This is a genomic window from Bacteroides sp. GD17, from assembly GCF_038448625.1.
In the GTDB taxonomy this organism is placed as follows: domain Bacteria; phylum Bacteroidota; class Bacteroidia; order Bacteroidales; family Bacteroidaceae; genus Bacteroides.
Genome location: NZ_JBCEZS010000011.1, coordinates 21,239 through 35,289, shown reverse-complemented (window position 1 = coordinate 35,289; position 14,051 = coordinate 21,239). Strand labels below are relative to the sequence as shown.

20 protein-coding genes are annotated in these 14,051 nt (G+C 43.6%); all 20 read right to left on the bottom strand.

Going from position 1 to position 14,051, the window contains the following annotated elements; translation table 11 throughout:
- Position 1: 1 nt before the first annotated feature.
- Positions 2 to 565 carry a hypothetical protein gene (locus AAE250_RS16305; protein WP_294601907.1) on the bottom strand — a complete coding sequence of 188 codons (564 nt, stop codon included), beginning with the start codon at positions 563 to 565 and terminating at the stop codon, positions 2 to 4.
- 108 nt (positions 566 to 673) lie between these two features.
- Positions 674 to 1,072, bottom strand: a complete 399-nt coding sequence (locus AAE250_RS16300; RefSeq protein WP_294601908.1) for a hypothetical protein — start codon at positions 1,070 to 1,072, stop codon at positions 674 to 676.
- Positions 1,073 to 1,104: 32 nt separating this feature from the next.
- Positions 1,105 to 1,287 (bottom strand): type II toxin-antitoxin system HicA family toxin, encoded by a 183-nt coding sequence (locus AAE250_RS16295; protein WP_294601909.1) that lies wholly within the window; start codon positions 1,285 to 1,287, stop codon positions 1,105 to 1,107.
- Between the two features lie 154 nt (positions 1,288 to 1,441).
- The gene (locus AAE250_RS16290) at positions 1,442 to 1,654 is read right to left on the bottom strand and encodes a hypothetical protein (protein WP_294601910.1); all 213 of its coding nucleotides are present in this window, start codon (positions 1,652 to 1,654) and stop codon (positions 1,442 to 1,444) included.
- Entirely contained in the window at positions 1,647 to 1,916 is a 270-nt protein-coding gene (locus AAE250_RS16285; RefSeq protein ID WP_294601911.1) for a hypothetical protein, read from the bottom strand. The genes AAE250_RS16290 and AAE250_RS16285 overlap by 8 nt, the downstream gene beginning before the upstream one ends.
- A complete protein-coding gene (locus AAE250_RS16280) occupies positions 1,909 to 2,178 on the bottom strand; it encodes a hypothetical protein (RefSeq protein WP_294601912.1) in 270 nt (89 codons plus the stop codon). The genes AAE250_RS16285 and AAE250_RS16280 overlap by 8 nt, the downstream gene beginning before the upstream one ends.
- Before the next feature lie 307 nt (positions 2,179 to 2,485).
- A complete protein-coding gene (locus tag AAE250_RS16275; RefSeq protein WP_294601914.1) occupies positions 2,486 to 2,857 on the bottom strand; it encodes a hypothetical protein in 372 nt (123 codons plus the stop codon).
- 146 nt (positions 2,858 to 3,003) lie between these two features.
- Complete coding sequence (locus tag AAE250_RS16270) at positions 3,004 to 3,954, bottom strand: AbiH family protein (RefSeq protein ID WP_294601916.1); 951 nt, start codon at positions 3,952 to 3,954, stop codon at positions 3,004 to 3,006.
- A gap of 244 nt (positions 3,955 to 4,198) precedes the next feature.
- A complete protein-coding gene (locus AAE250_RS16265) occupies positions 4,199 to 4,522 on the bottom strand; it encodes a trypco2 family protein (protein WP_294601919.1) in 324 nt (107 codons plus the stop codon).
- 629 nt (positions 4,523 to 5,151) lie between these two features.
- Entirely contained in the window at positions 5,152 to 6,903 is a 1,752-nt protein-coding gene (locus AAE250_RS16260) for a hypothetical protein (RefSeq protein WP_294601921.1), read from the bottom strand.
- Complete coding sequence (locus tag AAE250_RS16255; protein ID WP_294601923.1) at positions 6,869 to 7,492, bottom strand: hypothetical protein; 624 nt, start codon at positions 7,490 to 7,492, stop codon at positions 6,869 to 6,871. Before AAE250_RS16255 ends, AAE250_RS16260 begins: the two co-directional genes overlap by 35 nt.
- Complete coding sequence (locus tag AAE250_RS16250; RefSeq protein WP_294601925.1) at positions 7,492 to 7,848, bottom strand: hypothetical protein; 357 nt, start codon at positions 7,846 to 7,848, stop codon at positions 7,492 to 7,494. The genes AAE250_RS16255 and AAE250_RS16250 overlap by 1 nt, the downstream gene beginning before the upstream one ends.
- Positions 7,811 to 8,380 carry a hypothetical protein gene (locus AAE250_RS16245; protein ID WP_294601927.1) on the bottom strand — a complete coding sequence of 190 codons (570 nt, stop codon included), beginning with the start codon at positions 8,378 to 8,380 and terminating at the stop codon, positions 7,811 to 7,813. The genes AAE250_RS16250 and AAE250_RS16245 overlap by 38 nt, the downstream gene beginning before the upstream one ends.
- The gene (locus tag AAE250_RS16240) at positions 8,377 to 8,787 is read right to left on the bottom strand and encodes a hypothetical protein (protein ID WP_294601929.1); all 411 of its coding nucleotides are present in this window, start codon (positions 8,785 to 8,787) and stop codon (positions 8,377 to 8,379) included. Before AAE250_RS16240 ends, AAE250_RS16245 begins: the two co-directional genes overlap by 4 nt.
- Positions 8,788 to 8,871: 84 nt before the next feature.
- Positions 8,872 to 9,744, bottom strand: a complete 873-nt coding sequence (locus tag AAE250_RS16235) for a hypothetical protein (RefSeq protein WP_294601931.1) — start codon at positions 9,742 to 9,744, stop codon at positions 8,872 to 8,874.
- Between the two features lie 114 nt (positions 9,745 to 9,858).
- Positions 9,859 to 10,443: a hypothetical protein gene (locus tag AAE250_RS16230; protein WP_294601933.1), complete on the bottom strand. Its 585-nt coding sequence runs from the start codon at positions 10,441 to 10,443 to the stop codon at positions 9,859 to 9,861.
- A gap of 16 nt (positions 10,444 to 10,459) precedes the next feature.
- On the bottom strand, positions 10,460 to 11,953 hold the full coding sequence (locus tag AAE250_RS16225; protein WP_294601934.1) for a hypothetical protein: 1,494 nt from the start codon (positions 11,951 to 11,953) through the stop codon (positions 10,460 to 10,462).
- A gap of 5 nt (positions 11,954 to 11,958) precedes the next feature.
- Positions 11,959 to 12,873: a S49 family peptidase gene (locus AAE250_RS16220; protein ID WP_294601935.1), complete on the bottom strand. Its 915-nt coding sequence runs from the start codon at positions 12,871 to 12,873 to the stop codon at positions 11,959 to 11,961.
- Between the two features lie 51 nt (positions 12,874 to 12,924).
- A complete protein-coding gene (locus AAE250_RS16215) occupies positions 12,925 to 13,338 on the bottom strand; it encodes a hypothetical protein (protein WP_294601936.1) in 414 nt (137 codons plus the stop codon).
- A 73-nt stretch (positions 13,339 to 13,411) separates the two neighbouring features.
- Entirely contained in the window at positions 13,412 to 13,909 is a 498-nt protein-coding gene (locus tag AAE250_RS16210; protein ID WP_294601937.1) for a transcriptional regulator, read from the bottom strand.
- Positions 13,910 to 14,051 lie beyond the last annotated feature (142 nt).

Sequence of the window (14,051 nt, the reverse complement as noted above, 5' to 3'; positions counted from 1 at the left end):
TCTATGTATTGATAAAAATTCTCGTAGCATTCACAACCAGCGCACCACAGTACTCCTTCACTATCTCTATCAACTCCGGAATATGCTGCTCGATTATCGGATTAAACCATGGTTTCGGCTCCCTGTTCCATTTGTCATCCGACTTTTTCGTAAGCACTCTGCTGCTGCCCTCCATATTATATCCTCTACCTACACCCAGATGAACATACACACCTTCTTCTTTAAAGCTGAACCCGATACTCGTGATCTCCTCCCCTTCGGTCGGATGCTTGCCATAGTGCCGATAGTTCTGCTTCATCGACTTCGACAGCTTCTTATCGGTCACAATATTATTGCCGATAGAAATACGCAATGCAGCATCTACCTTCGTGCCCCATGCCTGTACTTTGGCATTGAACACAGCCACGGCCTCTTTATCCAGCTGCCGCTCATGTTGTTGCGTAAGCCCAGTATCTCCCTCGATGATAACATCCAGCGGATACCTCTCTCCCGCAAACCGGTTGCTCTTGCCACCCCAGTTATTGCGGTTATTGCTTTGCGCCAATCTCTCTGCATGTGCTCCCATGTTGCAAATATACCCTCTTGGGGTATGAGCAAAAAGGACACAAAAAAAGAGGCCCTCCGAAACGGAAGGCCTCCAAACAAACTCTAATAAGTGATGTCAAACAACAAATCAGAGCGTAACCGATAACAATTCTTTTGCAAAAGAGTGAAGCCCGTTGCAGATGCGTTCAGCTTGCTGTCTGCGGGGCAGGGAGCGATGATTCAAATAATTGGAGAGCTGCTTCTGGTTGATACCGGTAATCTTCTCCATACCGCTCAAAGAGATATATCTCGAATAGTACTCCAAGAAGCTCGCAACGTCCAACTTAAATTCGATTTCGTATTCTCCCTTAATTTGTTCAGGCCATCTATCCACAGGCAAGTTCTTCTTTATAAGTCGTATAGCCTCATGAATATCATCTTTTACGGCTTGGATGCTATCTCCCGCGCCATAGATGCCGTCGCAATTATCCGAATATCCGTCATAGAAATCTTTGCTCTTTTCAATCACTACGATAATTTTTTCCATAATATATCCTTTCTTTTAAGGAAGTACGGGGATTAAAGCCCGTACTTCTTAATTAATTTGTTTGCTAATCCTTTTCCCATTTCTTTTGCCCCATGGTAGGGAACGGGCTCTGTTAACTCCCCTTTTTCGTTCTTATAAAAGTAATGACTTCCTTCCGCATGGTCGAACCTCCATCCCTTTTTTATGAACAACCGGTGTAATTCTGTACTTTTCATTATTATCTCTATTTGTTGTTTGACTCTACAAAGATAGCGAAATTTCTACTACTATCAAACAAATCGTAGAAATTTCGCTATTATCAATATAAAAAACCGACTATTCATCACGAACCGTCGGCTTCACTTATCTAATGTATAAAAAAATGTTTCTCTATATTTGATTTTTCTCGATGTAGGCTTCTTCGCTTATAGAACCATTGCCCAATTTTTTCGCATCGTTGCGATTATAAGACACAGACCTGCCATCTTTCAGTTCTATTCGGTCCGGATACATACCCAGTTCGGAACCAATCTCGTTTACTATCGAGAAAATCTCATGCAATCCCTTCGTGTTGGGCAACTCATAAATCAGCAGATCATTCATGGTTTCCTCCTTTCGATTTATTATCCTCCAGACACATATTCGGAATAAGTTCCAGAAATTGAATACGGGCATTGTGCAATGTAGCCAGAACCCCAACAAAATTTCTGGCATCATCTTCAAAGAAGCTACTGTTACCAAGCATGAATCCAATCGCATCGTCCAATAATCCGGCAAGGGATTTAGCTTCCCAATCTTGCAAGGATCTAAGATGTTCGGAAATAGATTCATTTAGGACAACTCCGTTAATAGTCATATCATTCATGATTGCCTCCCTTCTTTGCTTTATAAACACATACTGCCGCAACAGCAAATAGAGGAGGAAATATAAACCCTATACAGACAGCGAGAATAGCGCCGAAATACCAGCGGTCAGAAGAGTTGCGAAGTTCACAGTCAGGAGCCAAGCTACGATAGTAGCGGCATTGCAGATCATTTACTTGCTCAGTAAGAGCATTGACAGATTCGCCCACAGCAGGAATGCCGGAAGCAGGCACATTGAGAGTGCCAGAAGTTTGATTTTTCATACTAATGATTGTTTCGCGTTTAGGCAGAAAAACGGCTGCCATTTCCCGTGTCGCGAAACAATCATTAGTAATCTATGCCGAAGCATTGAAATAATGTGGGAAAGACAGCCGTATAAGTTTACATAAGTAAGACTTCTACTATCCTTATGGGCATAAAAAAAGCCCATCAAATATCATGAGCATTAACCGCGCTCCGCGACATAGAATACATCCTATGATTGTTTCGCACTGCAAATATGGGGATAATATTTGTAATGACAAAGAAAAAGCGGAGTTTTAAGCTCCGCTTCTTTATATGAAAATAAAATCAATCACTTGGAGAACGATAAACGTTCTGTTTCCCTGTAGAAATATCTTCAATAGTCAATTCATCATACGTCCAATTATTGATATCAGCCCAATCTCCTGTTTTATAAATCATATGTATCTTATATACATAACTTGATTTCACTCCGAACGCATTTTTTGCCGTAAATTTCTGAAAAACATTATACTCATTTGAAGAAGTTTCAGCCCCTCGGCGATCTCCATCAAATTCAACTTCAGCCGGATATTTCATTCTTGATGAAACAAATTCCTCCGACATAATAGCAGCTCTCGTAAAAGTAGGCTTATTATCCTCACAAGAATACAAAATAAGGCTTGCCAGGCAAACCATTAAAAACAAACATTTTTTCATACTATCAGATATATTAAATTAAAATAATACGCAAAAATACCCCATTTTTGCATATCTCAATATTTTTCAAGAGAAAAATTCTGCAAATAGAGTTGCATCTCTCCCCTCCGTGGTCAAAGGAACGGAAAAAACAAAATTCCGCTTTATTACATAAACATCGGTCCTGGTATATATGCTGGTGCATGCTCTTGTAATCTCTTTGTAAGTTCACCAAAATACTTATCAATTTTCCCCTTATCTATACCATCCTTTGTTCTATATACTTCAAAATCGCATAAATCATATAATAGGTCTGTCCGCTTATTATTCATCTCTCTTAATTGAAGTAAGGTTTCTATACGCGACTCTTCATCAAAAGTAAAAATCCGAATAATTAAGTTCTGGTTCGCAGTTTCCGCTTGCGACTGATATTTGAACAAATCTTCAAAATAATGATAGTCCGTATGCCCTAAAGAATGCCCAAAAAATATTATTTCATTAGCATCCAATAGCTTTTCTCTTACATTATGTGACTTATAATATGGGCTAAACGATTTTATCATAAAGCAGAAACTACTATCAATTTCTAAGTCATCTTCAAAACCTAAAATAATAGAATCATCCTTTATGCTTCCATGTATATATTCAACCGGAACATTTATCTCACCAACATAATGTTCCAAGTTCTTCAAATCTGTATAGTTAAAAGACAGGATTTCCCACAAGTCATATTGATTCAAGATTCTAAGTAAAGTAAGAGCAACAGAGTCCTCATTTATATTATCATACTTTATTTCTTTCAGATAAGAGCATAATGCTTTATGCAAAGCCAAAAATGTCATTTCTTCTACGAAAGAAGCGTTTGGCCCTCTTTTAGTCCTAACAAGAGCGAGTGTTGCAAGTTCATGTTCTAAGTCAATCCACTTATCTGAAGAGAGACGTTTCTCCAAGAACTTAAACAAATTAACTCCACCGGAAACGGGGCTCGTATCCATTAAATAGTCAGGAGAACTTTTAAAGAAAGTACTACCCATAAAATCTCCATATTTAGTTTTTAATCCTAAATCAAGATCAAAACCATTACCAAGAACAAGAACTAATTTATAATCTTCATCCATATATTAAATAGAATATCATTTCATAAATATTTAGTCAATAATTTCCTTTTCAGGCATTTATATACTATTTTTGCAAAAAACAATCACCATGAGCGACATTGAACTCAGAAAATACTGTTTAGACAAAGCCATCGAGATACTCAGTTGGTATAAAAGTTTTTGTCCGAAAAAGGAGTTGCACCCACTTGCAATTTCAGAAATCCTTTATCATTACCTCCTCACCGGTGAAACAAACTACTTTGAATTACCCCGTACACGTGGGTAAGGCTACCGTTATATGAAAATGCAATGAACTTGTAGCCTCATTACTTGCAGATTCACTTATTCCAGCTTTAGCTACATAAATTTTCACTCTTCCTCCTTTCTCAGATTTATCCGATGTAGTGACAGATACATCAAACTCTATTTTCTGCAACCATCTACCATCTTCAGAATAAACCATACCTCCCTGATGATTATTAGGTATTGGGTTTACAAGTAAGTTTTTATCAGCCATCTCCGTATTCAATTCCGTCACTGCATCAGAAATGTCTTTAATCGTAGCTTTTATAAAATCTTTTAGTTCCATAGTATTAAAATATCATCTCCTCATATCGTGCGCCGACCGGAACCACCCGGAACCCGACTGATTACGGGTTACACGATATGAGGAGATGAATCATTTGGTTTATATTCGGCACTTCAAATATCAGCATAAAATTGCAGAATCCCAAAATAAATACAAAAAAAGAGAACGTTTGAATAAATCAAACAGAATGCGATGCTTTCTACCGCTTAAACACAGAAAATCCGCGTGCAGGAGTTTGGTTTCGTTTTAATCTCCGGCGGCGTAGAAACTAATCTTCTGTACGCGGATTTTTCGTGCGCCCGATCTTCATCGGGATATCTTTCTCTCATGACGGGACGTTTTTTGAAGTAAAAGTGTCCCGTCCAAAATCGCATACCACTGAGAACCAATAAAAAAGCCTATCCCTTCGACTGATGTCGGAGGGATGAAACAGCTTGCTAGCCGAGCCGCGCCGTTGTCCGTTTGCGATTGCAAGCGGCCTTTTCGGTTCGGAGATATGACAAAATAATTACAAAACGTGCCTTTATGTTCTTTCCCCGCCCAAATCCCACCTGCTGCGGTGCATCCACATAAAAAATCCCTGCCATCCTCACGGAAAGCAGGGCTCGCTACCAACATTGAAAGCTACATCACACCGAAGCAGCACCCGACACACTTCTGCCTATCTTCCATACGCGGATGAACTCCTTGCGCATGGTAAAGTACTTCAGTGCATCTGTGAGGTTCGTCGATTCTTTGGGCAATCTATTTACGGGCAGCTTGTCACCCGTCTTCTGCTTGACTATCAAGCTGGAGTTATTAGGTCCGCTCGATATCTTGGTCTCGGTAACCTCCATTTCCGATTTAAGGTTCGGACAGTTATACTGGTCTATCAGCAACGTAAACAGGGAGCGTGCCAGGTTGCCACTGAGCAAGTCCATGAAGAACCGATATTCTTGGTTGCTACCGATATTGCCTTGGCCAAGAGACATGAGTTGTACCTGCCATCCTGTGCGATTGCCCTCGGCATCTATCTCTATATTCTTCTTTATCTGAGTGGCCATATCCGCACCCACCCCCTTGTAGTTGTTCATCGAACGGTCATAGTACAGCTTCAGTATCTTACGTTTGTGAGGTTTGAAGTAATACAAGAACTTATCAGCCAGCTCACGTACAGAACTCGGAGGCAATGTATATAGCTCCTTGAGTACACGCATCACACGCCCGTCTCTCTGGCCGAATACCATAGACAGCATATTGCCGGAGTCCATACCTGCCTCCAACGGTTTGTTTTTATCCAGGTACCTCAGAACCGTACAATCCTGCTCCCACCCGAACGGATGCTGCTCTATCACTTCATTCAGGAAACCGTCTGCATAAAAATGCTTGATGCTCAGATTGCAATAGAACATCTGGCTGGCTTCTAACTTCGGAATAATGGAAAGGATATTGCACAAGATACCTTCAAGCCCTTCGGCAAACTCATCGGAGAACCAATCTTCTCCCAAAATATCGACATTGACATAGGAGGAAGAGATAAAAAAGAAAGAGACTCCCCGTCGAGTCTTAATCCATCGCTCTTCCCACCGCTTCATGTTCTTGCCTGCAAGCTGCATGGAGCGTTCTGCCGCCTCCAGCTTGTTGTGCAGTGCACGATCTGTACGATAAGCCGCTTTCAGCTCTTTGTACTTCTGTAAACAAGCCACATACTCTTTTTTCGTCTCATTGTAGACGAAACCCGTTTGCAGCATCAGCAGTATCTTTTTCTTGTCGTTCTGTTTGGCCAGCTTCAAGATCCAGTCATATTCTCCGAGATGGTTCGGATTCGGCATATCCGTGGTCAGGGTACGACTGCGGTACCAAACACTATCCCCATACTTGACACGGAAACCGCGAACAGCCTTCAGCAAGTTCGTAAACTTCTCTTCAGGGAAATACTTCACCTCGTCGCCGAACACACCAACGTAAGAACGGCCTGCTCCGATTGCCGGTCTATCCAACGAAATGAATGTGAAGTTGAAGCCTGTATAAAACACCATGGTGTTTCGCCAATCGGAACAGACGTTATACATACGGTCTTTCCATTCTTGCGGCGGTTCTTGGTTGATTACGTAGTGTATGCCCAATTCCCACCCGAGTAAAGAAAGTCCGTCAATCAACGAAGGTATCACGTTCTTATGCAGGTCAGAGTATGTATCGGCAACCCAAGCGAACGGTGCACCGTGGCAGTCCAGCGCAACTTCTTGCACACGTTCGGCCAATACCTGCACTGTCTTTGCTGACGCACGTCCGGCAACCCAATAGAGCGACCACGGCATCATAATGGCAATGAGCTGCGCCATCCAGTTGGAGAAGCGCAGCTCCACATCATCCGATATCTTTAGTTTTTTCTTCCTGGTCATCGAGCATCTCCTCTATATCGACATCAATAATATTAGCATCCCGTTTGAGGCGTATCTTTTCTTTTGTCGGGATATCCTGTATCGAATCAATCTGCGCAGCAAGCAGCTGGCGGTTAGCGGACGGCAATCCCACCGAAGTGGGGTCAAGATCATACACCTTAATCGGTTTGTCGTCGATTTCTTTCGGCTTCACCTGATCAGGCTTATCCAGCTGCTTAATCTTGGCCGCTTGGATAGTCAAATTGCCATAAACCTCCATATCCTTGGAGGTAACCGCATTCTGGAGAACCACCTGAGCGGCTTTCATCAGATTGTCGTACATCATATTCCGATGAGCGTTGTTCTCAATCGTATCATTGAGATAGAACAGATTAATAGCCTCGCTATACATCCGTCTCGCCCGCATCCGTTCGACGCAGAACGGTTCGTGTGTCAGGAAGGCAATGGCGTTATCTTTGCCGTATTTACGGTTAATGCCTACCAGCGCATAGAGCACGTTGTAGTAATCCATCTCATCATCGGTCAGCTGCATAGTGCAGCCGGAAGCGATGTAGTCTTGCAGAGTATCAAAGTAAGATTTGTCGAACATCAGCCTATATCATCATAAAATATCTTGTTAATCGAATTGCGATACCCTGTCGCTTGGCGAAATTTATCAAACCGCTGCGCCTGGGTCACATTGTCGCCCGTCTCGGCACTGGCAGACATGGCCAGCCCCTCTTTTGCCCGTTGGATAAGTTGCCCGCGTTCATAGTGATACTTCAGCGGAGAGCCTATCAGGTTGAAATACCAAAAGAAATCATCTTCCGCAACATGATAATACATGGCTATCTGCCTCGGTTCATAGCCGATGCCTGCCAGCCTCTCAAACTCATCCAGATCTATCCGGTCATACCATGGCGGGCTTTCACGCCATTTGGTCACCTCGTCCGCTACGAAACTCATATACTTCTTTATTTTTCAGGAATACATATTGCTCTTCCATGGCATTCTCACCGTAATTGCCCGACCCCTCTACAACGAAGAAACCCGCTGCCGTGTCCAGGCAAGTAATCTTCTTGTGGCTCCAAGCAAATGAAAGCTCGATATCACCATCTTGATGGAGCTGCATCAAACGTCCGAAGATCTTCGGCATACGAAACTTGATGGTTTCCGATATGTGAAGATGTATCGTGCCTATCAGGCCCTTTTCGCGCCAACGGAGCAGTGCATTGATAATGCGCTCGTTGGTGGAATAGGTGGCGATATATAGATGGTTCACCCGTCCGGCATGCTTTATCAGATACACGATGAAGGTAAATGCCGTAAAGCTCTTCTTGGTCTCAATAAAGAAAGCCTCGTTATCTTTCGGCAGGCGTCCGCACAACTCTTTGAGATTGTTCAGCTTGAAAGTAAGCATCGTTTCAAACCGTTTGGAAAATAAGCGGGAATCTGACATCTCCTGCCGAAGTTCCTCCAGGCTGAAATAGTAACTCATTCCAATAGTCTGTTAATATCCGCCAGCTCTTTCTCATATCCTATCAATCTTTCACGCCGTATCGGGTCCAAATGCGGTTTATCTCCCTTGGCAATTTCAGATTTCACACGCCAGATATTGTTTTCAACCTGCCGCTGCCGTTTCACCAATTCCTTGACAGGCAGATGCAGAAGCTCGCTTCTACGACGAAATTCGGCAAAGGCGGGATGCTTGCCAAGCAGCGCATGGTGCTTCTTGTAGTAATTCAACTCTTCCCAGATCATGCGGTTCTCAATATAGTTATCAATGAGCTCGCGGGCGATATCCGCACACTGCTGAAGTGAGGTACAGTCTCGGAGTCGTGAATGTAACTGCACATACGCATGATATTTGCCGAACTTGCGTGATGCAAGAGCCTCCAGTTCCATGGGGCACGACGGATCATTCAAGAAAGAAAACTCTTCACGGAAAGAGTTCGGTTCTCTCCGTGAAGATAATGCCGGCAATACTCTTCATCCCTCGAAGTCGGATTGCTCCGGGAATAACCTCTCCAAGAAACTCTCCAACCAAGGAGAATATCCGGATACAGCGTTATTCAGGAACACTTTGCGCTCGAGGAACTCCAAGACCTTGCTCTCCGAAGGAGTCTGAGATACGATTGGTAACAGCACCTGATCTGTCGGCCAATTCAGAAATACGGGATGAACAGGGTACGATACCGAATTGTAATACACCGATGAAAGAAGATATCCACCGTTTTGCAGTTCGGGGAATCTCTCGAACATGGCAGTCAGCGATGTTTTTTCGAACAAGCAAGGGGTATGCGTACCATAATTCAGAGTCGGCAGTTTCGCCTCTTTGAGAAGCCCGGCCGTGCACATCATATTGGCAGCATAGGTGCCTGAGAATTTATCCGAATCAAGTTTGCCAACTACCTTGGGGATTTCGATATGCACCAATGATATCGGATTAACCAGGTAAATATCATCATTCGACCAGATGAAATGTTCTGTTACGTCAGGCGAAGAAATTGCCAGCAGCAACTTCTCCATCACATCAACCTGCGGATTATCCGATACACGGTGATGCTCAATGAAGGTAATTTCTTCACTGAACCAATCTTCGCGGTCGCCGATCACTACAATGTTGATGCCGAAACGTACATACTTCTGCCAGGAGCGTAGAGCGAAAAGTAATTCTTTGCCTTGCGCAAACTCTTTGCAATAAGGAATTACCACCGTTGTGTGGTCTTGAACTTTGGTTGCAGTACATGCCATAGAACCCTTAGAATCAATATTCAAGGTTCCTCTTACACACGCTTCAGTGAATTGTGCATCTACACTTTGGTTCTGCACATCATTCGATGTTTTTTTCTTTGTTGTCATAACTTTAAATATTAGTATGACACAAAAGTACCGTCAACGTACAATTCTCGAAAGGACACAAAAAAGGCGTATGCAACGCACACGCCTTTTTTCGCATTAACCATATAAAAAAAACTACATACCCCCACCTGCAGAACCGGAAGCTGTCAAGCCCAGCTCGGCATTAATTTCGATACTGTCCGTTACAGGAATAAAACTCTTGGCGATATGCCCGATAGTCGCACCGCGCAACGTGCTCGCCAAGTTTATTGTATTCTTGTCGCCATCTTTGCTGTCTTGACTGTCAGCTTTCGACATTTTGAGAGGCGTGCAGGGAGTTCCGGCAATTTTTGCATCACCGCCGGAGCAACCCAATACAATGGCTCCCATATCTTCGTTAATGTTGTTGTTGACAAACTCGTCATGCTCAAGCTCCGTGCCCGGATGCTCGTAGTCCACATGATGGATAAACCCGCGTGCATCATCCTCCCCCTCACTTGTGTGATAGATGTTGATGGTGGAGTCTGTTGCATACACGGCAATAGGTTTCTTACCCGTTGCCATTTTGAATTTGCTCACACGGACACCTTTCTCGTCGCGCTCGTACTCAGCCACATCTTTCCAAAGAAAGAGGATGATATACGATTTCTTGCCCTTAGGGCGACCGGCATTCGATGTCTTCTTAGGCACCGATACCATTTTATATGCTTCGTCAGCCATAAATTACCTCCTTATTTTAGAGACCTTCTCCCTGGGAAGAAGTTGAAGAAGCGGAAGAACCTTCTGCCTCTTCCGGTGGCAGGTATGCGAAGATAGCTTCGGCCAACCAGAAGCCGACAGCTTCCCACCATTCGGCGAAGATCTTCACGTCGTAATTTTCACCCTGCATCCATACCTTGGTACTCTGCGGATCTTTACTACGCAGATGCTTGAAGTTCTCTTTCGGAGTGATGAAGAAAGCACCTGTGCCGCGCATGCCTTCGAGGGGAACAAACGAAAACTTGGAGAAGTCTACTTTGACTTTCTCACCATCTTCGTTTTTCAACCAAGGATAGATCTTGCGGTAAGCCTTGCTGTAACGGGTTACCAAGTCAGGATCGGCATGGATAAACATAGTTTTCTTCTTATACAAGGGAGATACTTCGTCTACCGCTTTGTCGATTTGCTCAACCAGCTTGGCATCATCAAGAACAATGCCGTCGAGCAACCAAGTGACAGTCGTATTACCTGCCTTTTTGAGCTTGCGCAGCTGAGTAACATAACCGTCCATTACTGCGTTAGCATCAGTAGCTTCATCGCCATCTTGGGTCGCAGTCGTTTCTTTGAACTCACCCACGGCCAAGGCAATCTCACGTTCTTCGTCCAGCTTTGGGAAGATGAGCTGGTAAAGAATATACCTCACAACCGGCATATCCTCCGGCTTCAGGTTCTCGTCGTACAGATATCCGAGAATATCTTCCATGATATCCGACGGAGTGATCGGAACGTTGATTTTGCATTTGTAGTTCTTGATGGTCAACGGAGTAAACTTGGATTTACCCTTCGGAGTCCATTTCGGAACGAACTGCTGCAGAACCGAGTCAATGGCAGACTGTTGTGCACGCACCTCTACCTTGTCTGTCACGATCGTAGACATGTACTTCGTTGACTCCGTGGTACCCATCAGGCGATTCAAGATCTCAATACGCTCGGAAGAAACGTACTTGCCGAACTCTTTCTGAATTTCAGTCGTTTCGATCGTTGAGTTACCACTGTATGCAGCACCTTTAAATACGGCATCCAGATACATGTTATGTGCCAGCGTCATGTCCGGCTTGAATTTCTTCGTCATGTCAGCTCCTCCCGCTACATGAGCTCCCGCATCCGGAGCCTCTTCTTTTGATAACTTGGCGATTTCAGCATCCTTCTCCTTGATGGATGCCTCAAACTCCTTTTCTTTCTCTTCGAGAGCTTTCAGCTTCTCACGGGCCTCTTTCAAATCTTTGGCATTCTTATCACGGTCTGCCTCCAGCTGTGCTTTTACTTCATTGGTAACAGCTTCTTCCGCAGACTTCCCGCTCTTCTCGAACTCGGCCAGATCTTTTTTAAATTCCTCCAGAAATTTCTCACCGTACTTGTTCTTGAGTTGATCCTCTTGTGCGGAAAGCAAGACAGATTTGCCTTCTTTATCCTTCGCAAAAGCAGAAATACCCAAAAAAGAAAGTACCACGCTCATTACTTGTCCAAACATACACTTTACGATTTTGAATTAATATATTCGTTAATACACGCCTCGCTACGAATATCCCTTACCCGCTGAAGGGCAAAGTCAACGGAACCTATCGAATCGGCCAAGCCTACATTAACCGCATCCTTGGCATAGAACATACGTCCCCGCAGCAATCCGGGCGTGTCCATTTTTAATTTGTCACCGCGATTTGCCTTGACATTGTTTTGGAAGTCAAGAGCCAACGGGTCCAATTCTTCTTCGCGGATCATCTCATACTTGCCTTCCTTGGCCGCCTCAAACGGAGCATTCTTGTAGTCGGACAAGCTGCTGTAAATGGTGTGCACCTTCACACCCTCACGCTCGTAATACTTGGCATAATCCGGGAAGCTCATCATCACACCGATAGAACCGAACTCGGAAGATATCAGGTTTGAGGCAATAATCTCATCACAGTATGATGCAATATAGTAAGCAGCGGAAGCGCACAGATCGCAATGCGCTACCACGGCCTTACCTTTCGATTGCACATACTGAATGGCATCGACCATCGGAGCGATGGCATCAACACTGCCACCCCCCGAATCTATATCAAGTAAAACGGAAGATATATTCGGAGCATCAGCCGCCTGGCGCAATACATCCGCCAGTTCGGTAGTACCATAGCTGCAATATGTACCATATTTCAGCAGAGTTCCATGGATGGGAACAATAGCCGTGCTGTCTTTGGGCGCATCGGAAAACCCGTTGCCCGCCTTGGCTTCTTTGCCCGGCACGGATAACATGACCGATATCGGTTCGACTTCGGAACGTTTGGTTGCATCTTCTTTTGTGATGCCACGCTCCAGTAACTTGTCAACCAGTATCAGGTTAGCTTCTACATCCCGGAAAGAGATAAACCACTTGCCGCGACAGACTGCACTATATAATGAGGAAAATGCCATTGTAATTATACCTATTGATTGTCGGTACAAAATTACAATGGAGATAACCGTTTAAAAGGACTTTAAAATCTTGGCAGGTTCGGGGCTATCACGTTTAAACGAAAGCGTTTGCGTCATCGGAGAACCGCCGCACTCTGAAGATAGTGCCACAGGGAATTGTTCTGTACCTACCACTCTACGGCTGCCGTTCGTCATCTGAATTAACACCAGGCCTTCGTTCATGATCAAATCACGTATCAGAGCAGCTTTATCCTCTCCTGTATCCGTGACAATCGCTTTCAACTCCTGCTCAACAATCCCACCGAGTTCATCTTTCTCCTTAAAATCTCCGGAAGATATGGCAAGGTTAACCCATTCGCCACGAACTTTGATTATATTGCTCCCGGGAACATTGTAAATCTGTGCACCCGATATCGGCAGGAAATACATACCGCATATCTGCGACCTCTTGTTGAACTGATTCATATTTTACTGAATTTTTAAGTGATAAATTACTGAAAATCTGTTTTTTACTTAACAATTAATCTGCTAAAAAATATTAAGGAAACAACGATAACTGAATATCCTTGTTCACCTCTTTAATCATCCGCTGCCGGTTGCGATAATCAAACTTCTTGACCGCATCGTAATTGATGGCATTGCTCTTGATATTATATGCCATCAAGAATGCCCGGACAATCCGGTCTTGTTTATAACCTTTTTCATAGCCAGCCACAAAATACTCTCGCACCCGGATGCGGAAGGATGCCTCAATATAATCCTGGAGCATACGCTGCTTCCATTCGGGTATATAGATGAAGTTCTCTTGCAGGATGAAGTGATTCCACTCCTGGATAGGAAGAAACAAGGTTATCGGATTCTCTTTGATGGCTTGTTTGGGTGGGCGGTCAGTGACGGTGACCATCGCCTGAATGAACTTGCCTATATCGTTGGATGTAGTCACATTCACGCCGTCATCCGATGGCCTGCATCCGAATTCATGATACAAGTAATCATGCAGATAGGGATGCAGTTCTATTATTACGTTAGGTCTCATACGGTAAGTAGTTTATTTCAAAGCAAATATAGTGATAAATATAGATATCACATCTGAATTTTACTGAAAAACAGAAATTATATAAAATATAGTTACATTATTAGGAAAATAAAGTCTTATCACGTTCTCATTTGTTCTGCGT

What these genes read in the sequence shown, in the direction of transcription:
- AAE250_RS16305 (WP_294601907.1), bottom strand. Translation starts at nt 565, where the DNA reads ATGGGAGCACATGCAGAGAGATTGGCGCAAAGCAATAACCGCAATAAC.
- AAE250_RS16300 (WP_294601908.1), bottom strand. Translation starts at nt 1,072, where the DNA reads ATGGAAAAAATTATCGTAGTGATTGAAAAGAGCAAAGATTTCTATGAC.
- AAE250_RS16295 (WP_294601909.1), bottom strand. Translation starts at nt 1,287, where the DNA reads ATGAAAAGTACAGAATTACACCGGTTGTTCATAAAAAAGGGATGGAGG.
- AAE250_RS16290 (WP_294601910.1), bottom strand. Translation starts at nt 1,654, where the DNA reads ATGAATGATCTGCTGATTTATGAGTTGCCCAACACGAAGGGATTGCAT.
- AAE250_RS16285 (WP_294601911.1), bottom strand. Translation starts at nt 1,916, where the DNA reads ATGAATGATATGACTATTAACGGAGTTGTCCTAAATGAATCTATTTCC.
- AAE250_RS16280 (WP_294601912.1), bottom strand. Translation starts at nt 2,178, where the DNA reads ATGAAAAATCAAACTTCTGGCACTCTCAATGTGCCTGCTTCCGGCATT.
- AAE250_RS16275 (WP_294601914.1), bottom strand. Translation starts at nt 2,857, where the DNA reads ATGAAAAAATGTTTGTTTTTAATGGTTTGCCTGGCAAGCCTTATTTTG.
- AAE250_RS16270 (WP_294601916.1), bottom strand. Translation starts at nt 3,954, where the DNA reads ATGGATGAAGATTATAAATTAGTTCTTGTTCTTGGTAATGGTTTTGAT.
- AAE250_RS16265 (WP_294601919.1), bottom strand. Translation starts at nt 4,522, where the DNA reads ATGGAACTAAAAGATTTTATAAAAGCTACGATTAAAGACATTTCTGAT.
- AAE250_RS16260 (WP_294601921.1), bottom strand. Translation starts at nt 6,903, where the DNA reads ATGACCAGGAAGAAAAAACTAAAGATATCGGATGATGTGGAGCTGCGC.
- AAE250_RS16255 (WP_294601923.1), bottom strand. Translation starts at nt 7,492, where the DNA reads ATGTTCGACAAATCTTACTTTGATACTCTGCAAGACTACATCGCTTCC.
- AAE250_RS16250 (WP_294601925.1), bottom strand. Translation starts at nt 7,848, where the DNA reads ATGAGTTTCGTAGCGGACGAGGTGACCAAATGGCGTGAAAGCCCGCCA.
- AAE250_RS16245 (WP_294601927.1), bottom strand. Translation starts at nt 8,380, where the DNA reads ATGAGTTACTATTTCAGCCTGGAGGAACTTCGGCAGGAGATGTCAGAT.
- AAE250_RS16240 (WP_294601929.1), bottom strand. Translation starts at nt 8,787, where the DNA reads ATGGAACTGGAGGCTCTTGCATCACGCAAGTTCGGCAAATATCATGCG.
- AAE250_RS16235 (WP_294601931.1), bottom strand. Translation starts at nt 9,744, where the DNA reads ATGACAACAAAGAAAAAAACATCGAATGATGTGCAGAACCAAAGTGTA.
- AAE250_RS16230 (WP_294601933.1), bottom strand. Translation starts at nt 10,443, where the DNA reads ATGGCTGACGAAGCATATAAAATGGTATCGGTGCCTAAGAAGACATCG.
- AAE250_RS16225 (WP_294601934.1), bottom strand. Translation starts at nt 11,953, where the DNA reads ATGTTTGGACAAGTAATGAGCGTGGTACTTTCTTTTTTGGGTATTTCT.
- AAE250_RS16220 (WP_294601935.1), bottom strand. Translation starts at nt 12,873, where the DNA reads ATGGCATTTTCCTCATTATATAGTGCAGTCTGTCGCGGCAAGTGGTTT.
- AAE250_RS16215 (WP_294601936.1), bottom strand. Translation starts at nt 13,338, where the DNA reads ATGAATCAGTTCAACAAGAGGTCGCAGATATGCGGTATGTATTTCCTG.
- AAE250_RS16210 (WP_294601937.1), bottom strand. Translation starts at nt 13,909, where the DNA reads ATGAGACCTAACGTAATAATAGAACTGCATCCCTATCTGCATGATTAC.